Here is a 19,824-nt window from a genome sequence, read left to right as displayed (position 1 = left end):
CATGCCGCAGCAGAGCAACGGAAATGCAGGCACGCTGGTGCTCGTGGGGGCCCAGAACGGCATCACGCTCGTTCCGGCGCAGACACCGCTCACACGCCTCAACTATTTCGACGGCAAGTTCCTGCGCGCGGCGGATCTCGAAGCCGAGCAGCGCTACCTGCGTCAGCTCGTGGCCCTCTCCAACCAGGGAGGAGGCCCCGGTGTCGTTCACGGCCTGAGCACCACGCTGGGCTCGGACGGTGCCTTGAAGTTGGCGCCCGGGCTCGCCATCGATCCCATGGGCCGGGTGATCCTGCTGCCGCAGGAGGCCTCCCTGGACATCCAGGCGCTCATCGAAGCCTCCACCGCCTCCACCACGGCACAAGGACAGAGCACCGGAGGCTCCGGAGCGTTCCAGCTCTGCGAGACCGCGCAGGCGTCGCCCTCCTCCGGCACCACCCAGGCGACTCCAGCCACGGGGCTGTACCTGATCACCATCTGCCACGCGGAGGCGCTCTGCGGCGAGGAGGACGTCTACGGCAAGCTCTGCGAGGACTCCTGCGTCACCACCACGAGCCGCCCCTATCGGCTGGAGGGGCTCGTGGTGCGCGCTCTCCCGCTCTCGCTCGTCACGCCCTACCCCACGTCGTCGGTGATCTCGCTGTCACAGATCCACCTGCGCTCGCGCGTGGCGTCGTCGTATTACGCGGACGAGCGCGCCGCCCACCCGAACCTGCTCTCGTACAGCGGGCTCACCGGCGGAGCCTGGTGCCTCGGAGCCGGCTATGAGGCCGGTGCGTGCGACGTGCCGCTCGCCGTGGTCGCTCGGGCCGGGAGCACCACCGTGTTCCTGGACTCGTGGATCGGGCGCCGTGAGCGCATCGAGGCCCCCGCGAAGCGGTACTGGGCCTGGAAGATGCGGATGCGACCGTGGGACGTGTTCCTCGCGCAGATCCTCCAGTTCCAGTGCCAGCTCGCGCACCTGCTCGTCGAACTGCCCGCGGACGGAGCCGATCCCTGCCAGCCCTCGAAGGACATGCTGGGAGAGACCTCCGAGACCCTCGCCAAGCTCCAGGCGGAGCTCTCGAAGCTGGACGTGAGCGGCCTGGGCCCCGCGCTCGCGGAGATCAGCGGGCTGAAGACGAAGATCGAGTACCTGCTGGGCTCCGAAACGCCCCCCAACCCCACGAGCTCCGCCGGGAGCCTGCTCATCCAGAACGGCATCGTGGAATTGCCCTCCGCGGGCTACCTGCCCGTGGCCACCCAGACGACGGCGAGCGTCAATGCCCAGGTCCGGGCGCTGCTGGGTGACGGCGTGGATCTCCGGTTCTGTGTCGTCCGGCCGGACTACGTCGCCCATGCGCTCGAGGCAGCGCAGCACATGGACCGCATCTCCCTGCTCGAAGGCCTGGAGTCGACCGCCAAGAAGCCACAGGTGGACATCCTGGTCCCGGACGGCAACATCATCCAGGGCTCCGTTCAGTCCGGGAGCACGCTCTACGAGACCACGATCCTCGCCGAGGATGCTCCGGAGGCGCGTGGAGTGACGCGCACGGAGCAGCTCTCGACAGGTGGTATGGCCTTCTACTCGGCGGACACCTGGTCTTCGGAGTCCCCGCCGGCGACGAGCCCGGCCGGCAAGCCCCTCGCGACCGCTTCGCTCCAGAAGGCGCAGACCAGCTCGACCGCGTTCCAGCTCGCAGCGGCCGTGCGGAAGATGAGCTCCATGAGCCGGAAGGTCGGCCAGCCCGCGGCCAAGGCCAAGGCCACCGTCGCTCCGGCTGCCGCAACTGCTCCAGCGGCCACGAGCAAGAGGGTCTCCAAAACGGCCGCGGTCACGGCCCTGGCTGCGACCTACAACCCTCCCACGCAGAACTACTACCCGCCGTACAACTCGGGTGGGGACGACCACCCGGACGCGGTGTGGCTCGCGGGACGTTGGGAGCGCCGCTTCCGCTCCCTGAAGGCGAACCAGGCCACCCCGGTCAGCCTGCGAATGATGACGGCGAATCTGCGCGACGAGGGGCTCCAGGGTGAGGAGACCCAGATCACCGGCACCTTCACCGCAACCCAGGTCCAGGCCAACACGAAGATCGTCGGGACGCTGGATCTGCTCCTCTCGACCGTGGAGACCCGCCCCACCGAACCGAAAGAGACAGGCCATACGTCCAAGGCCACGCTCTACGTGACCCTGACCTTCCAGGGTGACGACGCGAACGGCTCGATGAAAGCGGTGTTGACCAGCTCCGACTCGGAAGGCGCGATCGAAGCGACGGTGACGCGCTCCTCGACAGCGCCCCAGATCACCTTCTCCGTGAAGGGAGACATGGACACCCCGTCGAACGCCGACGAGGAGATCCTCAGCGCGACGCTCGCCGCGAACGCGGCGGTGCTCAGCGAAACTGATCCCCTGCACCAGCGGGCGGAGGCGGCGCTGGATCTGATCCAGTCCATCCCCTCTACCGAGGCGACCTTCCGGCAGGTGGCGGAGGCCCTGCTCTTCCCCGAACCCGAGATCGATCCCTCCGGACTCACCGTCCAGGCCGTCCACGACTGGGTCCTCTTCCACCGCCGCCGCACGAAGCAGTGCGCCGTTGTGGCCGAGGCGCCCCAAGCCCTCCCGCCGCGCCGCTATCAGGTCTACAACCTCCTGGCGAACAGCGAGGGCGTAGCCTACGAGTACGCGCAGCAGCTCAAGAACGGCAGCTATGACGCGATCCTGAGGTACCTGAAGTCCTCGGGCAGCATCTTCCTGGAGTTCGAGGGGGGGACCTCCAAGCCCCGCTTCGATGCCGCAACCACCGCCGAGAACTGGAAGCAGCTGAATCCCGGCAACCAGATCTACCTGGTCGCCGCGGGAGCCAAGGGAGATGACACCCAGGCGCTCCAGGTCTCTCGAATCCAGAAGGTGGAGCAGGCCATCCAGCCGTACTCGAAGGCGGACGGCAGTACGCAGACGCTGTCCCTCGTCCCGCTGCCGGACAAGCTGAAGCCGGCCAACGCGGACGGGACGATGATCCTCATCACCTACAACGCGATCACCACCGTGGACGTGTTCGCTCTCGATGGCGTGCCGAACACCTTGTACAAGCCTTTCGAGCGGATCATCGAAGCGCTCGGCTACGGCAACACGGAATCGGTCAACAGCTACCTCTACAACGGGAACACGCCCTACAACCCCGTGGGCCATGTGAACTTCGCGAAGGGCACGACGACGGTGCCGGACACCTCGGGGACGGACTTCGCCCAGAACTTCGCCACCATCTTCGCCACCCACAACTACAAGTACGTGACGAAGATCGTGATGTGGGTCCGCAACGAGGAGACGGAGGTGGCACTGCGGAAGAACCAGGGCGATGTGCTCAAGGTGCTGCTCGGCTCCAACTACCAGGGGAACGAGGAGGTGACGACGCTGACCAGCGCCGCGGACTTCCCAGCTGGCTCCCAGGTCATCGCCCTGCTGCGGGTGACTGCCTACCCCTCCACGGTCCCAGTGACCCGAGAGGCCGCCCGCAAACGCTAGTCCAAGCGAGTCGTCCCCATGAGCGGCAGGCACGTCAACATCCATGCATGCCTGGTGCACGAGAGCCGGGAGTCCGTCATCGATCTGGTGCGCAACCTGCACCACCTCGATCCGGACTCGCTGCTGCTTCTCTACAACGGAGGCCCCGATCCCAGCCTGCTTCGGGGCTTCCCCTTCGAGCGCTACAACGCCATCGTCCACCCCTCACCGCGCCTGATGCGGTGGGGGTGGCTGCATGACTTCGCGCTCGACTGCTTCCGCTTCGCGCTGGAGAGCCACCCGTTCGACACGATGACGATCGTGGACTCGGACCAGCTCGGGATGCGGCCGGGCTATTCGGAGTTCCTGGGCCGATTCCTCTCCCGGCGTTCCCGGGTGGGACTGCTGGGGTTGGTCCAGACGCCTCAGACCGAGCCGCCCTGGGCAGCGCCCATGGACCATGCGTGGCAGGAGTTCCACCACTGGCGCCCCTTCCTCCGGCGGTTTCCGGACGGCGAGTCGAAGTTCGTCCACAGGACCTTCTGGCCCTCCACCATCTTCACCTCGGACGCGGCGCGCGATCTGCTGGAGCTCTGGGAACACGATGCGCAGCTCCAGGATCTGCTGGATCGAACCCACATCTGGGCCTCCGAGGAGATCCTCTTCCCTACGATGCTGGCCCTGCTGGGCTACGAGGTGGCGCAGAGCCCGTGCCGCTATGATCTGGTGCAGTTCCGGACGCGCTACTCCACCGAGCAGCTCGACGCGGCGTTCGAGCAGCCGGACCTCTTCTGGATCCACCCCGTTCCTCGAAGCCATGGTGATCCGCTGCGCGCGCACATCCGCGCTCGCTTCGGGGGATATGAGGCCCCAGCGTCCCCGGCCAGCACCCTCGCTCCGGCCTCGGCCCATCGCTCCTCCGAGGGGCATGAGGCTTCGCGTCCATCCCACCCCCACGGCCTGCTGCTGACATGGCCGATCCTGAACGAGGTGCGGGGGATCGAGGGTTGGCTCTCGCCACCGGAGGCGGACCTGCTCATCGCGGTGGCCTCGCGCGCGATCACGCTGCTGCCCTCACCTCACACGCTGGTGGAGGTAGGGAGTTTCTGCGGCAAGGCCACGATCCTGCTCGGGCGCGTCGTGGAGGCACTGGGCTCTGAAGCCCGGATCCACGCCATTGATCCCTTTGATGGCATCGTGGGCGCGCGCGATCGAGGGCTTCAGCACCAGGGGCCCACGCGTGAGCGGTTCGAGCAGAACCTCCGGGCCGCGGGACTGACGGACCGCGTGAAGATCCATCCGAAGGCCGCTCCGAGAGTGCCCTGGAGCGAGCCCATCAGCCTCCTGCTCATCGATGGCCTTCACGACTACGCCAGCGTCTCGAGCGACTTCCAGCACCTGGAACAGTGGGTGGTGGACGGGGGGTACGTCGCGTTCCACGACTACACGGACCACTTCCCAGGCGTGAAGCAGCTCGTCCACGAACTGCTCCAGGGAGAGCACTACCAGGAGATCCACTGCGCGGAGGGCCTGATGGTGCTGCGAAAGACCCAGCGCAAGGCATCCCAGGGGAAGTTCGGTAAATCCGCCGCGAAGGTGGTACAACGGCGTCGGTGATCCGAATCTGGCTCTGCATCATCGCCCTGCTCTGCGCCTCCGTCGGCGACTCTGTCTCCATGCCGACTGCCGCTGTGGGAAGTGGCTGCACCCAGAACTGCGCGGACGATGACGAGCGGGGGCAGTGCGCGCCCGATTGCACGGACTGCCTGTGCTGCGTCCATGCGCATCCGGTGATGCTCGCCGCCCCCACGGCGCTCCTGCTGAGCGTTCACGCCACGGCGCTCATCGAGCACGAACAGCAGAAGCCCCCGTCCGTGGACCTGGACGACATCCTGCACGTCCCCAGAGCCCTCTTCGCGTAGGCCACGTCCGTCTCTCCGCCGACGCCAGGACCGGTGTGTCCCCGGTACATCCGGGCGCGCCTCGGCCTGGAGTTTGTCCACCTTTCGCGAGGTCTCCACGTGTTCCACCGCCCCGTGACGGCAGCCTTCGGGCTCGCCGTCGCCCTTCTCTGGCCGCGCCCGGGCGACGGCCCGCTCTCTCGACAGCCTGCTTCGAACCGCTCTCGCGCGTATCCCCCCCGCCGTCGAGACAGGAGCCCTCCGATGAAAACCCTGAATCTCCTGCTCGCGTCCCTGATCCTGCTGGCTGGATGCAAGCGCGAAACGCCTCCGCACGAGGATGAACACGCGCACGCGGAGGGTCCCGGAGAGGAAGCCCATGACGAGCACGAGGGCGAGGCCGCTGTCCGCATCGCTCCCGAGATGCTGCGAGACCTGCGAGTCACCACGGCTCCCGTGGAGACGCGTCCCGGAGGGGAGAGCGTCACCGTCCTGGGGGAGCTGACGTTCAGCGAGGACGCCTATGCGGAGGTAGCCTCGCCCATCTCCGCGCGCGTGGGCTCGGTCGCCGTCACGACGGGCCAACAGGTCAAGGAGGGCCAGCGCCTCGTGGACCTGCAGAGCCCCGAGCTGGGCAGGGCCCGCGCGGACCTCCAGGCAGCCCAGGCCCGAGTGACGACCGCACGGCAGGCCGCCGAGCGCAAACGCACCCTGGCCGAAGAGCGCATCGTCGCCCAGAAGGAGGCACAGGCCGCCGAGGCGGAGGTGGCCGCCGCCGAGGCGGAAGTCTCCGCGGCCCAGGCCCGGCTGGTGTCCCTGGGGGCCGGCAGGGAGGAACTCTCCACAGGGCAGGCAGCCCCCTCCTTCACCCTGCGCGCTCCCATCGCGGGCACGGTCATCGAGCGCAGTGCCCGAACGGGACAGATGGCGGATCCTTCGGAGCCGCTCTTCCGGATCGGCAACCTCTCCTCTCTGTGGCTCATCGTCCATGCCTTCGAGCGCGATGCCGTGCGCATGCAGCCGGGAGCCGAGGCGCGAGTCCTCTTCGCGGCCTTCCCAGGCCGGGAGTTCTCCGCCCGGGTGGGCTACATCGGCCAGCGGGTGGACGTCGCCTCGCGCACCATCGCCGTCCGGCTGGAGCTGGACAACCCCGATGGCCTCTTGAGACCGGGCATGTCCGCCTCGGCCTCCATCCCGCTCGGCGGCGCGGGAGCGGCCATCATCACCGTCCCGGCAACCTCACTTCAACGCCTGGAGAACGGCTGGGTTGTCTTCCTCCCGACGCCCAAGAAGGGAGTCTTCGAGCGGCGCGAGGTCGGCCGAGGCCGAACCCTCGGAGACGAGGTGGAGGTGCTCTCGGGCTTGAAGGCCGGGGAGCAGGTGGTGGTGGAAGGAGCCTTCCTCCTCAAGGCGGAGGTGGAGAAGTCGAGTGGCGGAGGTGAAGCCCATGAGCACTGAAGCCAGCGCATCCACGGTGGGCCGGATCCTGAGGGCCTCGTTCTCTCGTCCCGGCCTCACCGTGGTGCTCGCCCTGGCGCTCTCCGCCTTCGGCGCGGTGGCTCTGCGCGGCCTGCGGCGAGATGTCTTCCCCGACCTGTCCGCGCCCATCTTCAACGTCATCGTGCAGAACCCGGCCATGGGAGCCGAAGAGCTGGAGACGGCCGTGGCCATCCCCATGGAGGTGGCACTCGCGGGCCTGCCCGAGGTGCGCCGCATCCGCTCCACCTCGCAGCTCGGGGTGACGCAGGTGACGGTGGAGTTCGAGCCGGACGCGGACTACTTCCGCAGCCGCCAGTACGTGGCCGAGCGCGTGGCCCAGGCACAGAGTGAGCTGCCGCCCGGCACGGATGTGCCGCTCGTCTCGAGCCTCACGGGACGGCTCAATGAGGTGTTCGAGTTCACCCTGGAGGCAGAGCCCGGCACGGCGGATCTGATGACGCTGCGAGACCTGGCCGAGTTCGAGGTGAAGAACCGGCTGCTCGCCGTGCCAGGAGTCGCGGGAGTGGAGCGCCTGGGCGGCTACCTGCGGCAGTTCCAGGTGCAGCTCGATCCGGACCAATTGGTGGCCCGAGGGGTGAGCCTGGATGAAGTGGAGCACGCCTTGGAGGGCGCCAACCTCAACGCCTCGGGCGGCTTCGTGGTGCAGGGAGCCATGGAGTGGACGATCCGCGCGGTGGGCCGGGCCCAGGCAGTGGAGGATCTGCGCGGCACGGTCGTGGCGTTACGAGACGGCACGCCAATCCTGCTCGGAGACGTAGCCGACGTGCGCGAGGCCCCCGCGGTCCGCCGAGGGCTCGCCCATCGTTTGAAGGGCGAGGTGGTGAGCTGCCGGGTCATCAAGCAGTTCGGCGCGGACACCATGCGGGTGGCGGCGGGCGTGCGCGAGGCCCTCGCGGAGGTGCAGCAGGGTCTGCCGAAGGGCGTTCAACTGCGCGTCGTGTACGACCAGTCGGAGTTGGTGGACTCCGCTCTGGGAGGAGTGAGCCGGGCCATCCTGCTCGGCGCCTTCCTTGTGGTCCTGGTCCTCTTTGGGCTCCTGGGAGACTGGCGCGCGGCCCTGATCGTGACGCTCACCCTGCCCCTCTCGCTGGCACTGGCGGGTGTCCTGCTCCAGGCCACGGGCATCGGCATCAACACCATGACGCTCGGGGGCCTGGCCATCGCCGTGGGCCTGCTGGTGGATGCGGCCATCATCGTAACGGAGAACATCATCCACGATCTCCGAGAGGGCGCCGGCAGGAGGTCCGTGCGGGACGAAGCGCTGGCGGCCTCGATGGAGGTGGGCAGGCCCATCGCGTTCGCCACGCTCATCGTCGTGTCCGTGTTCATCCCCCTGTTCGCCATGAAGGGCATCGAGGGGCGCATGTACCAACCGCTGGCGGCAGCCGTCGTGGCGTGCCTCACCGCCTCGCTGGTGCTGGCCCTCACGCTGGTGCCAGTGGCCTCGGGGCTCCTCCTTCGAGCGCCCAGGCCGGGGCAGCCGGAGGACGTTTGGCTCATCCGCAGGGTGAAGGCGGCCTATGCGCCACTGCTGGAGGTCTGCATGCGCCGGGCGGGCCTGGTGCGGCTGGTGGCGCTCGCGATCACGGTGCCCGCGCTGGGACTGGCCTTCGCGGTGGGCAGCGACTTCATGCCTCGGCTGGACGAGGGTGCCTTCCTCCTGCAGACGGTCCTGCCTCCCGAGGCCTCCCTGGAGGAAGTGGACCGTCTCAACCACCGCGTGGAAGACGTGCTGCGAGAGTTTCCCGAGGTGGAGGATGTCGTGCGCCGCACGGGCCGGGCCGAGCGCACCGAGGACCCGATGCCACACACCCTCTCGGATGTGCTGGTCGTCCTCAAGAAGGGCTCGACGAAGAACCTGGAGGCGCTCGAGGAGGAGATGCGCGAGGCGGTGGAGCGCGTGCCGGGAGTCTCCGCCCTCTTCACCACGCCGCTCGGCATGCGCATCGACGAAGGCCTGGGCGGCAGCCCGGCGGATATCTCGGTGCGCATCTTCGGACCTGATCTGGAGACACTCTCCAGCCTCGCGGAGCGGGCCCGTGCCTCCATGGCGAAGATCGAGGGCGTGGAGGATCTGCGCGCGGAGAAGCTCAGCGGTCTGCCCCAGCTCCGCATCACGGTGAACCGCGCGGCAGTGGCCCGCGTAGGGCTGACTCCCGGAGACGTCATCCATGCCGTGCGCGTGGGCCTCGTGGGAGAGGAGTTCCCCCAGGTGTGGAAGGGCCAGCGGCGCTACGATCTGGTGCTGCGGCTGGCGGACCATCGCCGCGGAGACGTCAACGCCCTGCGCAACCTCCTGGTGGACGGGCACGACGGCACCCGCATCCCCTTGAGCCAGCTGACTACCATCGAGGAGACCTTCGGCGCAGGCAGCATCCGCCGGGAGGCTGGCAGCCGGCGCATCGCCGTGGAGGCCGGTGTCTCCAGCAGGGATCTGGGAAGCACGGCGGCGGAGGTGCGGCAACGGCTCGCGGCGGAGCTGAAGCTGCCCACCGGCTACTTCCTGGACGTGGGCGGCCGGGTGGAGAGCCAGGAGCGTGCGGCGAAGTCACTCACGGTGGCGATCGCCGTGGCGCTGATGGCGGTGTTCACCCTGCTGTACCTGGCGCTGGACTCGCTGGCCGAGGCGCTCGTCATCCTCGCCACCCTGCCGGACGCCTTCGTGGGCGGGATCCTCGCGCTGCTCATCGCGGGAGAGACATGGAACGTCTCGAGCCTCGTGGGGCTCATCGGGCTGTTCGGCATCGCCGTGCAGAACGGCCTGGTGCTGGTGGCGCAGACGAAGGATCTGCTCGCGCGAGGGCGGCCCTTCCCCGAGGCCCTCCGCGAAGCGAGCCTCGGCCGTGTCCGGCCCAAGCTGATGACGGCGGGCACAGCCATCCTCGGCCTGCTGCCGTTGCTGGTGCTGCCGCTGCATGGCACGGAGATCGAGCGGCCCCTGGCCGTGGTGATGACCGGAGGCCTGATCACCTCGACCCTGTTCACGCTGCTGGTGCTTCCCACCTTCTATTCCTTGGTGCACGGGCTGCGAGAGCGCATGAGCCAGCGCCTCGCGTCCCGAACAGCTCCCTGAGCACGAAGCCCCAAAAAGGAACCGCCCGCCCCAGCAGTCCTGGAGCGGGCGGAAGGGCCGGCAACGAGCCGGGAACTACTCGCGAGCCTTCAGGCCGCAGTAGCCGGGAGGCGGGGCGCTGTACCAGGCACACACGGACGGGCAGTACTTCTGCGAGGTGTAGCTGCGGCACCAGGACTCGGGCGGATCCATCTGGGTCCTCTCCTGCGAATCGGTAACAGGTGCCTGAGTCTCCTCGACACCCTGACCGCAAGCGCTCAGCAGACCGACCAGACCAACGAGAGCCAACAGACGCATCTTCCGTACCTCCAGTGAAAGGGGGGACGCACACTTTAGCGTCCACTCTCTCCAAAACCAGCTATTCCAGAAATAACTGCCTTTTCAAGGAGGACTGCTCGAGTCACGGGGACGCAACCGCGAAAACCAACGCTCGATAATGGAAGCACGTTTTCCTTCCTCTCTCAGATTCCAGGAACCCCATGACCGTCAAACGAGCCGCAACGTCGACCCCCGTCCGCACCACCGCCACTGCCGCGAAGGCCTCCGTGACCGCGCCGCCGGCGGGCCTGCGGAAGGGCGATGAGGGCCCCAAGGTGAAGCAGCTCCAGGACGCGCTGGTGCAGCTCAAGTACATGACGAAGGAGCAGGTGGCCACGGGCCCCGGCGTCTTCGGTCCGAAGACGGAAGCGGCGGTGAAGAAGTTCCAGGCGGACCAGAAGCTGCCCAACACCGGCTTTTACGGAGACCAGACGCACGCGGCGCTGAAGAAGGAGCTGGCCAAGACGGGAGGGACCACTCCGCCGCCGTCCACGCCGGGCGTCTTCAAGAAGCCGCCGGTCGTCAGCGCGCCGTCGCCGAACTTCAATGAGCGCAACGGGATGGACATCGACACGATCGTCATCCACCACACCGCGTCCAACAACGGCGCCGGAGACCTGGCGCACATGCGGGATCCGAAGGCCGAGGTGTCCGCGCACTACATGGTGGACCGCGACGGGAAGATCTACCAGCTGGTCAACGACAGCAAGCGGGCCTGGCACGCGGGCAAAGCGGAGCTGCACGGGGTGCCCACGGACGTGAATGGCCGGTCCATCGGCATCGAGATCGTCAACGACGGCAGCGGGAAGACGGCCTTCACCGAGGCGCAGTACAAGTCGCTGACGCAGCTCGTGGGCTTCCTGAAGCAGGAGTACAAGGTGCCGATGAACAACATCGTCGGGCACAAGGACGTCGCGGTGCCCAAGGGCCGCAAGAGCGATCCGGCGAGCAACTTCGACTGGACGCGGCTGCGCAACGGCATCTCCTGATCGGCCAGGAGACGGACCCGGGTCGAGTCTGAATGGGAATGGACTCGACTAAGGAAGCGCTCCGAGTTCCTGGAGCTTGCTGCGAGCAACCTCATTCTGAGGTTCCCGCTGGAGGATCCGACGGTAGAAGCGGATCTTCTCCGCCGGATCATGCGCGAGAGCTGCTTCGAGCGTGAGGACCTGGACGTGCTCCGGGTCCAACGCCCGCGCCTTCTCGAGCTGTCGATTCGCCTCCCCGTCCTCGCCCATGAGGAAGTAGACAAAGCCGAGGTCCACGCGCGCGCCAAGATCCTCGGGAGTCAGCGCTAGAAGCCTTTCGAAGGCAGGCACTGACACTTCAGGCTCCGCATAGAAGGCAGCCGCGAGCTTCCGGAGCTCTAGCGGTTCGGAAGCGTGCTGGAGCGCCTCACGAAGAGCCTGCTCCGCCTCCGCGCCACCTGCCTCCAACACCTGCTTTGCCAGATGTTCGAGCTGGCTCATGGGCTCCCTGTGGCCACAAGGACAAAAACACGTGCCACCTCGGGTCCCACCCGGTTGGCAAATCGCTGGCTGGCGCGACTCAACTCCCCCCAGGTCGTGGCTCGATCGGTAGTCCCCTTCAACTCCCGGCTCGCCCGAAGCTCTTGCTCATCAGACGCTGCCAGCGCGTGTCCGCGTCGCTGCTGGAGTGCGCGACACGTACCAACTCGCCTTGTTGAGGAGAGTGGAGCACCAGGGGCGCAACCAACACCCACTGAGTAAGTGCATCCTCGAACACATGCGAGTCCATCTCCATGGACTCGTTCGCGGAGGGTGACACGTACTCCAGAGGTACCGCCTGCCCCGTATCGAGGCGCACCAAACGTGAGTTGGCGCACGCATCGAGCAGGACAAGCAGCAGCACCGCAAGGATCAAGCGCGTTGCCATGAGGTCCCCGGACGGATCAGTTCTCCGCGATCTTGGAGCCCTTGATGATGACGTCGCCGCTGGCGTTGATCTCGATCTTGGCGCCCTTGATGACCAAGTCGCCGTTCTTCTTCACCTGAAGGGTCGCCGAGCCCACCTTCAAGGTGAACTGCTCCTCGGCCACCAGCGAGATCTCCTTGGCGGACAGCGTGTAGCTGTCCTTGGCGGCGTGGTTGAACCGGCCGCCCACGCTCAAGATCAGATCCTTCTCCACCTTGAGCGTGCGGTTGGTGTCGATCTGCTCGGAAAGGCTGCCCCCCACCTGCAGGGTCCGCGAGCCCTTCACCGTCTCGGACTTCTTCGCTCCGATGACCTCTGTCTTGGCACCGGCCACCTGCTCGGACAAAAGCCCGCCCACGAACTGGTTGAGCGCCGCGCCCACCGTCACCGAGTAGGCGGCGCCAATGTTGACCATCTTCCCCTGCCCCACCGTCTCCGCCGAGGCCATGGCCACCTTCACGCTCTGGTTGCCGCCCACCTCGATGGACTGATCTCCCACCACCGACTCGGTGTGGTTGCCCTTCACGGTGGTGGAGCGATCCTTGACGACCTCCAGGCTCTGGTTGCCGCCGATGACGGAGTCGTCGTTCTTCTTCACCTCCAGCGTCTGGTTGCCCTGGATGGTGCGGCTGCGATCCTTCCGGACGAGCAGCGTTTCGTTGCCGCCCACCTCCTGCGTCTTGTCGTTCTCGACGACGATGTTGAGGTCCCGCTGGGCGTGCAGGTACACCTGCTCGCCTCCGGCCATGTCCTCGAAGCGCAGCTCGTTGGAGCCGTTCTCGCCAGGGCTGGAGCTGGACCGCAGGGTGCTCTGCGTCTTCTGGTCCGGCAGAGCGACGGGCGTGGGGTTCTGGCCGTTGTAGACGCTGCCCGTGACGATGGGGCGATCGGGATCACCCTCGAGGAACTCCACCACCACCTCGTGGCCGATGCGAGGCAGGTAGAGCGAGCCCCAGCCCGGTCCCGCCCAGGCCTGGCTGACACGGATCCAGCAGGAGCTCCGGTCGTCGTTCCGGCCCTCGCGATCCCAGTGGAACTGGACCTTGATGCGGCCGTGCTCGTCGGTGTGGATCTCCTCGTTGGCGGGCCCGACGACGATGGCCGTCTGGGCACCGGCGATGGTGGGGCGAGGAGTCATGCGCCGGGGCCGGTAGGGAATCTGGGCAGGAATGCAGAGGAACTCGTTGCGGTAGGGCTCCTGTCCGCCGGCCCCCGCCTGCTCGAAGACGCCCACCTCGGGCTGGTGCCCCACGTGCCGCACGGAGAGCAGGAACCACTCGTGGTTGAGCGTGTCCACGGCGTAGTCATCCAGTTGGAAGACGTAGCCCGCGAGCAGGCGCCGGCAGTTGCTGGACCCCTTCCCCATCTCCGTGCGCACCCGCAGCTCCTCCATGCGGATCCGTGCCAGCGCCTTCCCGATACCGGCTTCCTCGAAGCGGGCCGGGTAGTCGTAGATCTCCAGGGACTGCTCCCCCTCCTCCGCCTGAGAGGCGGTGGTGAGATCCAGGGTAGGCCGAAGGAAGTTGAAGTCCCGCAGGGCGACGGCGCCGGGCTGGATCTCCCGCTGGGCGGCGAACTCGTGGACGGACTCGCCGGCCGCCACCATCTGGCTGTTCTCGCGGAAGACGAGCCGCGGATCGCCGAACACGGGCTCGCAGCTGCTCGAGGCGTCGCAGAGGATCAGGGTGTGGCCGTCCTCCACGTGCTCGAAGTAGTAGAAGATGCCCTCCTCCTCGAGCAGCCGGGAGATGAAGTCGAGGTCCGACTCGCGGTACTGCACGCAGTACTCGCGCTTGCGGTAGGAGCCCTGCAGCGCCAGCCGGTGCACCACCGACGACTCCCCCAGCACCTTGTGGACGATCTCGGGGACGGTCATCTCCTGGAAGATGCGGCTGCGCTGGGTATGGCGAAGCGTCCACAGGCGGGGCACCACGGTCATCCGGGAGAACTGGCTCTTGGGATACCGGCCGTCCTTCCAGTGCGTGACGCGCGAGATGACTCCGTGGAAGAAGCGCGACGTCCCATCTCCCAGGTGCACGGCCAGGAGGGCGTCCTTGCCCAACAGCTCCTTCTCATCCAGCGGAAGCATCGCCGACGCGGACACGGTCACCTGCACCGAGTAGGGCATGGAGAGGGACTCCTCTGCCTCGAAGCCCGACACGGCCAGCTCGCCTGACGCGTAGGAACCGGCTTGGAATTCGAACTCGGCCTGATTGGCATGAAGGGGGGCAGGAGCGGCCATGGAGTACCCTTGGGGAGCTGAACGGACCGCCTGGCATGATATGACGAGGGGCCTGCATCCGGCGAAGGCTTGCGTCGGGATTTTCCCCGGTCGCGGCGGAGAGAGGGCGCACCATGGCGGGTTCTGGAGTTCCAGCCTTCTCGTTACGCGTGGGGTCATTCAGGGCTGGGGAGCTGACCGTCACCCGCTTCGTGGGGATGGAGAAGCTGAGCCAACCCTACGCGTTCCAGATCGACTTCCACCCCCTGGGAGCACAGCCGCTCGAGGGGGACACCCTGCTGGGGGCCGAGGCGCTGCTGATGCTCTCGGTGCCTGGGGGAATCCCCCGGCTCGTGCACGGCAAGGTGCGCTCGATGAACGAGCTGGGGCTCCGCGAGGGCCGCTGGCAATACCGGATCCACGTCGCGCCCACCCTGTGGTGGCTCACGCGCGTACAGCGGAGCCGGATCTTCCAGGACCAGACGGTGCCGGACATCCTCGTGAAGGTGCTGCAAGAGGCCGGGATCGACGCCCGGCTGTCTCTGAGCGGCACCTACGAGCCACGCGAGTACTGCACGCAGTACCGCGAGACGGACTTCGCCTTCCTCAGCCGGCTCATGGAGTGGGAGGGCATGTTCTACTTCTTCGAGCACTCGGAGGACGGGCACACGCTGGTGATCAGCGACTCGACCAACGTGCACACAGCGCTGCCTGGGGGAGGCGTGCTACCCCTGCGCGCGCGGGATGAGCGCTCGACGGATGGGGAGTACCTGTACGCCCTGGAGCGGGTGCACCGGCTTCGCCCCGGAGCGGTGCACCTCAAGGACTACGACTTCGAGAAGCCCACCCTGGACGTCTCGGGCAGGGCGAAGAGCGCCGAGGGTGAGTCGGCCCTGGAGATCTACGACTACCCGGGCGAGTACGTGGCACCGGGCGTGGGCAAGAAGGTCGCGAAGGTGCGCATGGAGGAAGGAGTCCAGGCATCACGCACGCTGGACGGAGAGAGCGTGGCCCCCAGCCTCACCCCGGGCTACCTCTTCGAAGTCGCGGACGACGGCAGCAACGCGGGCCAGTACACGGTGGTCGAGGTCATGCACACCGGCATGCTGCCGGAGACCGCGGGGGGCCGGGAGGCACACGGGTCGCTGTACCGCAACCGCCTGCGGTGCATGCCGTCGGAGGTCCCCTTCCGGCCACGGCGGCTCACCCCCGCGCCCGCCATCCCCGGCGTCCAGACGGCCATGGTGGTGGGTCCCGCGGGCGAGGAGATCCACACCGACAACCACGGGCGCATCAAGGTCCAGTTCCACTGGGATCGCGAGGGCGCACGGGACGACAAGGCCTCCTGCTGGGTGCGGGTGGGCCAGACGTGGGGAGGGCCGGGTTGGGGAGCGGTGTACCTGCCGCGCATCGGCCAGGAGGTGCTGGTGCGCTTCCTGGAGGGCAACCCGGACAGGCCGTTGATCGCGGGCACCGTCTACAACGGGCAGAACCCGACGCCGTACGTCCTGCCGGAGGACAAGACGAAGTCCACGCTCAAGAGCGCCTCGAGCCTGGGGAGCAACGGCTTCAACGAGTTCCGCATCGAGGACACGGCGGGAGCGGAGGAGATCTTCGTCCACGCGCAGAAGGACAAGAAGCTGCTCACCGAGAACGACAAGGATCAGGAGGTGCGCAGCCGCGAGGTCCTCGAGGTCACCAAGGACCGGGCTCGCACCGTGGAGGGCCATCAGCAGCTCGACGTCACGCGGAGCGACTCCAGCACGGTGAGCGGCAACCAGTCGCTCCAGGTGCAGGGCGATCGCAGCACGACGATCTCGGGGAGCCACAGCGAGGCCGTGGTGCGCAACCAGTCCATCACCGTGGACAAGGGCTTCACGTCCGCCGTGAAGCGCACGGCCACGGAGTCCGTGGGAGCCGCCAAGAAGCTCGAGATCGGCGGCGCCTACTCCGTCAACGTCGTCCTGTCGGCGACCGAGGCGGTGGGCGGCCTCAAGTCCGTGGACGTGGCCAAGGACCGCTTCGAGTACGTGAAGAGCGACCGGCACGAGCGAGTGATGCAGAACAGCGAGGCCAAGGTCGCCGGCTCGTTCCAGACGGAGGTGGCGGGCCAGGTGACACTGATGGTGGCCAAGGACTGGAAGGACGAGGTGGGCAGCAAGACGGAGCTCGGCGTCAAGGAGGCGAGCGACTGGAGCACCCAGACGTTCGAGCTCAAGGCGGACACCTTCAACCTCATCGTCAACGGCAAGCTCATCCTGAAGGCGGAGAAGTCCGGCAACATCAAGCTGAGCCCGAACAAGTTCCTCGTGGAGGGCGACGAGGTGACGGTGAAGGGCTCGAAGGTGAAGAAGGAGGCGGCCGGCTCCATGGAGGACAAGTCCGTGAGCCTGTCCCTGGAGAAGCTGAAGGAGCCGGAGCTCAAGACCGTGGAGTTCTGCGTCAAGAGCAAGAGCGGCAAGCCCCTGCCCGACCTGGACTTCGAGGTGACGCTGGCCGACGGGACGGTGAAGAAGGGCAAGACGGACAGCGGCGGCAACGTGAAGCTCGAGAAGGTGCCAGCCGGTCAGTACTCGGTGGCGTTCCCGGATCCCGCCGCCCCGAAGGTGTAACTCAGGGAGACTCCGAGGCAAGGAGCGCGTACACGTACTGGTGCACCTTGTCGTTGACCTTCGCGTTCTGGAACACCTCGGAGTGTCCCAGGTGCGCCCCGCCCGAGAACTGGGTGCTCTCGATCAGCCCTTTCAGACCCAGACAGGCGCCGCTCTTGCTCGGAACGGTGCCGTCTCCTGACTTCTTCTGAAGGAAGCGGTCCGAATCCTCCGTCTTCGTCCAGTCCACGAAGTCATCCGTCTGCAGCCCGTTGGAGAAGAGGGCGTACGTCTTCGGGTGTGCCCCGTCCGCCAGCTCCGTGTGGAACGTCTGGGCCTCCTTGATGCGCTTGCGCAGCTCCGGGAGGATCTCGGAGTCCCAGATGGCGGAGATGGGGCCGAGCGCCCAGCCCGCGAAGGGGAGCTCGGACTCCTGCCGGACGATCCCGGGGGTCTGGGTTCCTTCGTAGACCGAGTAGATGTTCGACAGCTCGACCTGAGGCTGGGTCTTGAGCCAGGACGCGGTGGACAGCGTCAGGCCGTTGCTGCCCCCCAGGTGATAGCGGTGGTTGGGCATCAGCTGCATGGGCCCTGGCAGACCGCTCAGATAGGCCAGGTACTTCCACCAGGTGTCACCGAGGATGTTGTTGAGCTTCCAGTCTCCATCGTTGTCGAACTGCTCGACGCAGCCGGTGAAGAAGCGGCGGTAGGCGGGGATCGCGCCATTGGAGGGCTGGACGACATGCACCACGCCCACCGCCTTGCTCGACAGCCCCAGCTTGGCGCAGGCATAGCGCGCGACGAGCCCACCCATGCTGTGGGTGACGATGAGGACCTTCTTGGCCCCCGGCCACTTCGCCAGGATGGCGTCCACCCGCTTGACGAGTCCTTCCGCGGAGACGGCATTCGACTTCCGCCAGTCATAGCCGTACGCGTAGACGGGGTGGATGCCCATCGCGTTGTGGTTGGGGTGATTGAAGTGCTTCTCCAGGTAACAAAGGATGGGGCCGTAGAACTCCCAGCACAGGCCGCCCCAACCCCGGTCCTCGTAGAGGGCGATGGCCTCGTCCACGGTCTTCTTCCCGAAGCGCGCGGCGACCTCGAGCAACTCCCGGTCCTTCTTGATCTCGCCCTGGGCGTCCTTCCCCGCGGTGTAGTTGCTCAGCGCCTTGATGACCGTCGCGTTGGGCTTGAGCGTGACAGAGAGATCGATCCGGGCCGCGCGGGCGCTGCAAGCCAACCAGCCCGCCATGGAGGGAGTGTAGTCCGGATCCCAGTCGCTGCCCCCTGGGATGTCGAGCCGCGTGCCCATGACTCCCGGAATGAAGACGATGGGGATGAGCGCGGTGTGAAGGGTGTCGTGCGTCTTGGGCGGGTCGCCATCGCCCAGTTCGTGCTTCTGCACGTAGGCATCCATGGTCAATCTCCCGGGCGAAGAGTCGTAGTCAGCTGGGCCCAGACAGACTCCAGCGTGGCGGCGCCAGAGGCCTTGGCAATGCCGAGTGCGCGGAACCTCTGGCCTCCCGCGACCTGGACGGACAAGCGGCGCACGGCGTAGTGCGCCAGGTCCTGCCGCCCTTGCCGGCTCACCCACTCCCAGTGGCCGGTGAATCCCCGCAGGCTGGCGGCCACGAAGGGCTCTTCCTCCGCCACCAGACGCTCCAGGCGAGCCCCAGGCTCCTGCGAAGGAAGGATGTCCTCGGTGGCAGGGGCCCCTTCCTCGGGAGCACCCTCCTCGAACTCGAGCATCAGCCGCACCGAGCGGTCCTGCGTACCGAAGGAGAAACTTCGGGGAGCGGGGAGCACCTCGGGCATCTCCAGCGTGAGGGCGCCGGCCTGACGCCGGACATACCCGGGCTTCTCGGCCTTGCGGCTCCACGGCGACTGCGCGGGGGCCGCGCTGCCAAGGATGTGCTCGAACATCGCCAGGCCCTCACCGTTCTGGGTCTCCTGCCCGGTCAGGAGCTTGAGCAGCATCCCTTGTTTGGCTCCGTTGACGGCCAGGAGGTGGATCTCCCCTCCCCCGAGCGCCAGCGCCAGTTGCAGGAAGGCCTGGGCTGCGGGCTCTCCCAGGAAGGTGCGCTGCTTGCGGAGGTGCTGGATGAGCATGCCCTGGTAGCCCTTGCGCAGGGACTCCTGCAACTCATCCACCACGTCGTCTGGAGTCATCCCCGGGACGGGCGGCTCGAAGGAGAGGACCAGGGACAGGCCCTGCTGCTTGTTCTGGAAGGTGTAGACAGTCTCGTCCACGAGGACGAGGGGCAGGTCCAGCACCACGTGCCCGAGGTGGTATCTCATGCGGCACCGCTCCCGAAGGGTGGGACGTGGGGACTAGCAACCATAGGCCTTCTTCAAGGCGTCCTGGGTGGGGCCATCGAGGGTGCCGGACTCCTTGAGCTTGTGCGTCCGCTGAAAGTTGATGAGCGCGGCCTTGAGGTCCGCATCCTCACTGCCCAGCTGACCGAGCTTGCCGCTGTAGTAGCCCAGTTGCCGCAACCGCAGCTTCTGCCCCGTCACCGAGTCCACGGGAGACAGGACGCCCAGCCTTAGCGTGTGCTCCACCGGCTTGTGCTGAAGGAGGACCACATGCGCCATCTTGGCGCCGCGGGGGATGGGGACCTGCAGGAAGCCACTTCCGTCCGCCGATTTCTTCACGGCGGCGGCGCCGTCGAAGGACACTTCACAGGGCTCGTTCTTGAGCACCTCGCCATTGAGCATGAGCTTCAACCGCAGCACGGAGGGGGGCTCGACCTTGAAGGTGCTCTTGGCGTCGGTGGTTCCGGTGAACTGCGCTGTCATGCGAG

13 protein-coding genes and 1 pseudogene are annotated in these 19,824 nt (G+C 67.0%); 7 read left to right on the top strand and 7 right to left on the bottom strand.

The genetic code is table 11. The features are described from left to right. Position 1: 1 nt before the first annotated feature. The 5 genes from KY501_RS02580 to KY501_RS02560 all read left to right on the top strand — a co-directional run bounded on the left by KY501_RS02580 (position 2) and on the right by KY501_RS02560 (position 9,955). A complete protein-coding gene (locus KY501_RS02580; RefSeq protein WP_224360821.1) occupies positions 2-3,502 on the top strand; it encodes a hypothetical protein in 3,501 nt (1,166 codons plus the stop codon). Between the two features lie 18 nt (positions 3,503-3,520). Next, positions 3,521-5,098: a class I SAM-dependent methyltransferase gene (locus tag KY501_RS02575; RefSeq protein WP_224360819.1), complete on the top strand. Its 1,578-nt coding sequence runs from the start codon at positions 3,521-3,523 to the stop codon at positions 5,096-5,098. Then, a complete protein-coding gene (locus KY501_RS02570) occupies positions 5,095-5,403 on the top strand; it encodes a hypothetical protein (protein ID WP_224360817.1) in 309 nt (102 codons plus the stop codon). The genes KY501_RS02575 and KY501_RS02570 overlap by 4 nt, the downstream gene beginning before the upstream one ends. 243 nt (positions 5,404-5,646) lie before the next feature. After that, the gene (locus tag KY501_RS02565) at positions 5,647-6,840 is read left to right on the top strand and encodes an efflux RND transporter periplasmic adaptor subunit (RefSeq protein ID WP_224360816.1); all 1,194 of its coding nucleotides are present in this window, start codon (positions 5,647-5,649) and stop codon (positions 6,838-6,840) included. After that, complete coding sequence (locus tag KY501_RS02560; RefSeq protein WP_224360815.1) at positions 6,830-9,955, top strand: efflux RND transporter permease subunit; 3,126 nt, start codon at positions 6,830-6,832, stop codon at positions 9,953-9,955. The genes KY501_RS02565 and KY501_RS02560 overlap by 11 nt, the downstream gene beginning before the upstream one ends. Positions 9,956-10,030: 75 nt before the next feature. Here the strand turns inward: KY501_RS02560 and KY501_RS02555 are convergent, their stop codons facing one another. Continuing rightward, on the bottom strand, positions 10,031-10,252 hold the full coding sequence (locus tag KY501_RS02555) for a hypothetical protein (protein ID WP_224360813.1): 222 nt from the start codon (positions 10,250-10,252) through the stop codon (positions 10,031-10,033). 182 nt (positions 10,253-10,434) lie between these two features. Here KY501_RS02555 and KY501_RS02550 point away from each other — a divergent pair, with 182 nt between their 5' ends. Beyond that, on the top strand, positions 10,435-11,262 hold the full coding sequence (locus KY501_RS02550) for a peptidoglycan recognition protein family protein (protein WP_224360811.1): 828 nt from the start codon (positions 10,435-10,437) through the stop codon (positions 11,260-11,262). Between the two features lie 48 nt (positions 11,263-11,310). Here KY501_RS02550 and KY501_RS02545 read toward each other — a convergent pair whose 3' ends face one another. The 3 genes and pseudogenes from KY501_RS02545 to KY501_RS02535 form a co-directional block, all read right to left on the bottom strand. Continuing rightward, positions 11,311-11,742 (bottom strand): tetratricopeptide repeat protein, encoded by a 432-nt coding sequence (locus tag KY501_RS02545; RefSeq protein WP_224360809.1) that lies wholly within the window; start codon positions 11,740-11,742, stop codon positions 11,311-11,313. Between the two features lie 8 nt (positions 11,743-11,750). After that, positions 11,751-12,169, bottom strand: a pseudogene (locus KY501_RS02540) (hypothetical protein); the annotation flags it as partial. Between the two features lie 16 nt (positions 12,170-12,185). After that, positions 12,186-14,450 carry a type VI secretion system Vgr family protein gene (locus KY501_RS02535; protein WP_224360806.1) on the bottom strand — a complete coding sequence of 755 codons (2,265 nt, stop codon included), beginning with the start codon at positions 14,448-14,450 and terminating at the stop codon, positions 12,186-12,188. Positions 14,451-14,563: 113 nt separating this feature from the next. On the opposite strand from KY501_RS02535, the gene KY501_RS02530 reads away from it, so the two are divergent. Then, positions 14,564-17,041, top strand: a complete 2,478-nt coding sequence (locus KY501_RS02530) for a type VI secretion system Vgr family protein (protein WP_224360804.1) — start codon at positions 14,564-14,566, stop codon at positions 17,039-17,041. 1 nt (position 17,042) lies between these two features. Here the strand turns inward: KY501_RS02530 and KY501_RS02525 are convergent, their stop codons facing one another. From KY501_RS02525 to KY501_RS02515, 3 genes are read right to left on the bottom strand one after another with little or no spacing between them, the layout of a single operon-like run. Beyond that, complete coding sequence (locus KY501_RS02525; protein WP_224360803.1) at positions 17,043-18,437, bottom strand: alpha/beta hydrolase; 1,395 nt, start codon at positions 18,435-18,437, stop codon at positions 17,043-17,045. Between the two features lie 2 nt (positions 18,438-18,439). Then, positions 18,440-19,318 carry a DcrB/PsbP domain-containing protein gene (locus tag KY501_RS02520; protein WP_224360802.1) on the bottom strand — a complete coding sequence of 293 codons (879 nt, stop codon included), beginning with the start codon at positions 19,316-19,318 and terminating at the stop codon, positions 18,440-18,442. 33 nt (positions 19,319-19,351) lie between these two features. Further along, positions 19,352-19,819, bottom strand: a complete 468-nt coding sequence (locus KY501_RS02515) for a peptidoglycan-binding protein (RefSeq protein WP_224360800.1) — start codon at positions 19,817-19,819, stop codon at positions 19,352-19,354. Positions 19,820-19,824 lie beyond the last annotated feature (5 nt).

Source organism: Hyalangium versicolor (genome assembly GCF_020103695.1).
GTDB classification, from domain to species: Bacteria; Myxococcota; Myxococcia; order Myxococcales; family Myxococcaceae; genus Hyalangium; species Hyalangium versicolor.
The sequence above is the reverse complement of the archived record's forward strand: the minus strand, read 5'-3'. Positions and strand labels throughout refer to the sequence as shown.

What these genes read in the sequence shown, in the direction of transcription:
- KY501_RS02580 (WP_224360821.1), top strand. Translation starts at nt 2, where the DNA reads ATGCCGCAGCAGAGCAACGGAAATGCAGGCACGCTGGTGCTCGTGGGG.
- KY501_RS02575 (WP_224360819.1), top strand. Translation starts at nt 3,521, where the DNA reads ATGAGCGGCAGGCACGTCAACATCCATGCATGCCTGGTGCACGAGAGC.
- KY501_RS02565 (WP_224360816.1), top strand. Translation starts at nt 5,647, where the DNA reads ATGAAAACCCTGAATCTCCTGCTCGCGTCCCTGATCCTGCTGGCTGGA.
- KY501_RS02560 (WP_224360815.1), top strand. Translation starts at nt 6,830, where the DNA reads ATGAGCACTGAAGCCAGCGCATCCACGGTGGGCCGGATCCTGAGGGCC.
- KY501_RS02555 (WP_224360813.1), bottom strand. Translation starts at nt 10,252, where the DNA reads ATGCGTCTGTTGGCTCTCGTTGGTCTGGTCGGTCTGCTGAGCGCTTGC.
- KY501_RS02550 (WP_224360811.1), top strand. Translation starts at nt 10,435, where the DNA reads ATGACCGTCAAACGAGCCGCAACGTCGACCCCCGTCCGCACCACCGCC.
- KY501_RS02545 (WP_224360809.1), bottom strand. Translation starts at nt 11,742, where the DNA reads ATGAGCCAGCTCGAACATCTGGCAAAGCAGGTGTTGGAGGCAGGTGGC.
- KY501_RS02535 (WP_224360806.1), bottom strand. Translation starts at nt 14,450, where the DNA reads ATGGCCGCTCCTGCCCCCCTTCATGCCAATCAGGCCGAGTTCGAATTC.
- KY501_RS02530 (WP_224360804.1), top strand. Translation starts at nt 14,564, where the DNA reads ATGGCGGGTTCTGGAGTTCCAGCCTTCTCGTTACGCGTGGGGTCATTC.
- KY501_RS02525 (WP_224360803.1), bottom strand. Translation starts at nt 18,437, where the DNA reads ATGGATGCCTACGTGCAGAAGCACGAACTGGGCGATGGCGACCCGCCC.
- KY501_RS02520 (WP_224360802.1), bottom strand. Translation starts at nt 19,318, where the DNA reads ATGAGATACCACCTCGGGCACGTGGTGCTGGACCTGCCCCTCGTCCTC.
- KY501_RS02515 (WP_224360800.1), bottom strand. Translation starts at nt 19,819, where the DNA reads ATGACAGCGCAGTTCACCGGAACCACCGACGCCAAGAGCACCTTCAAG.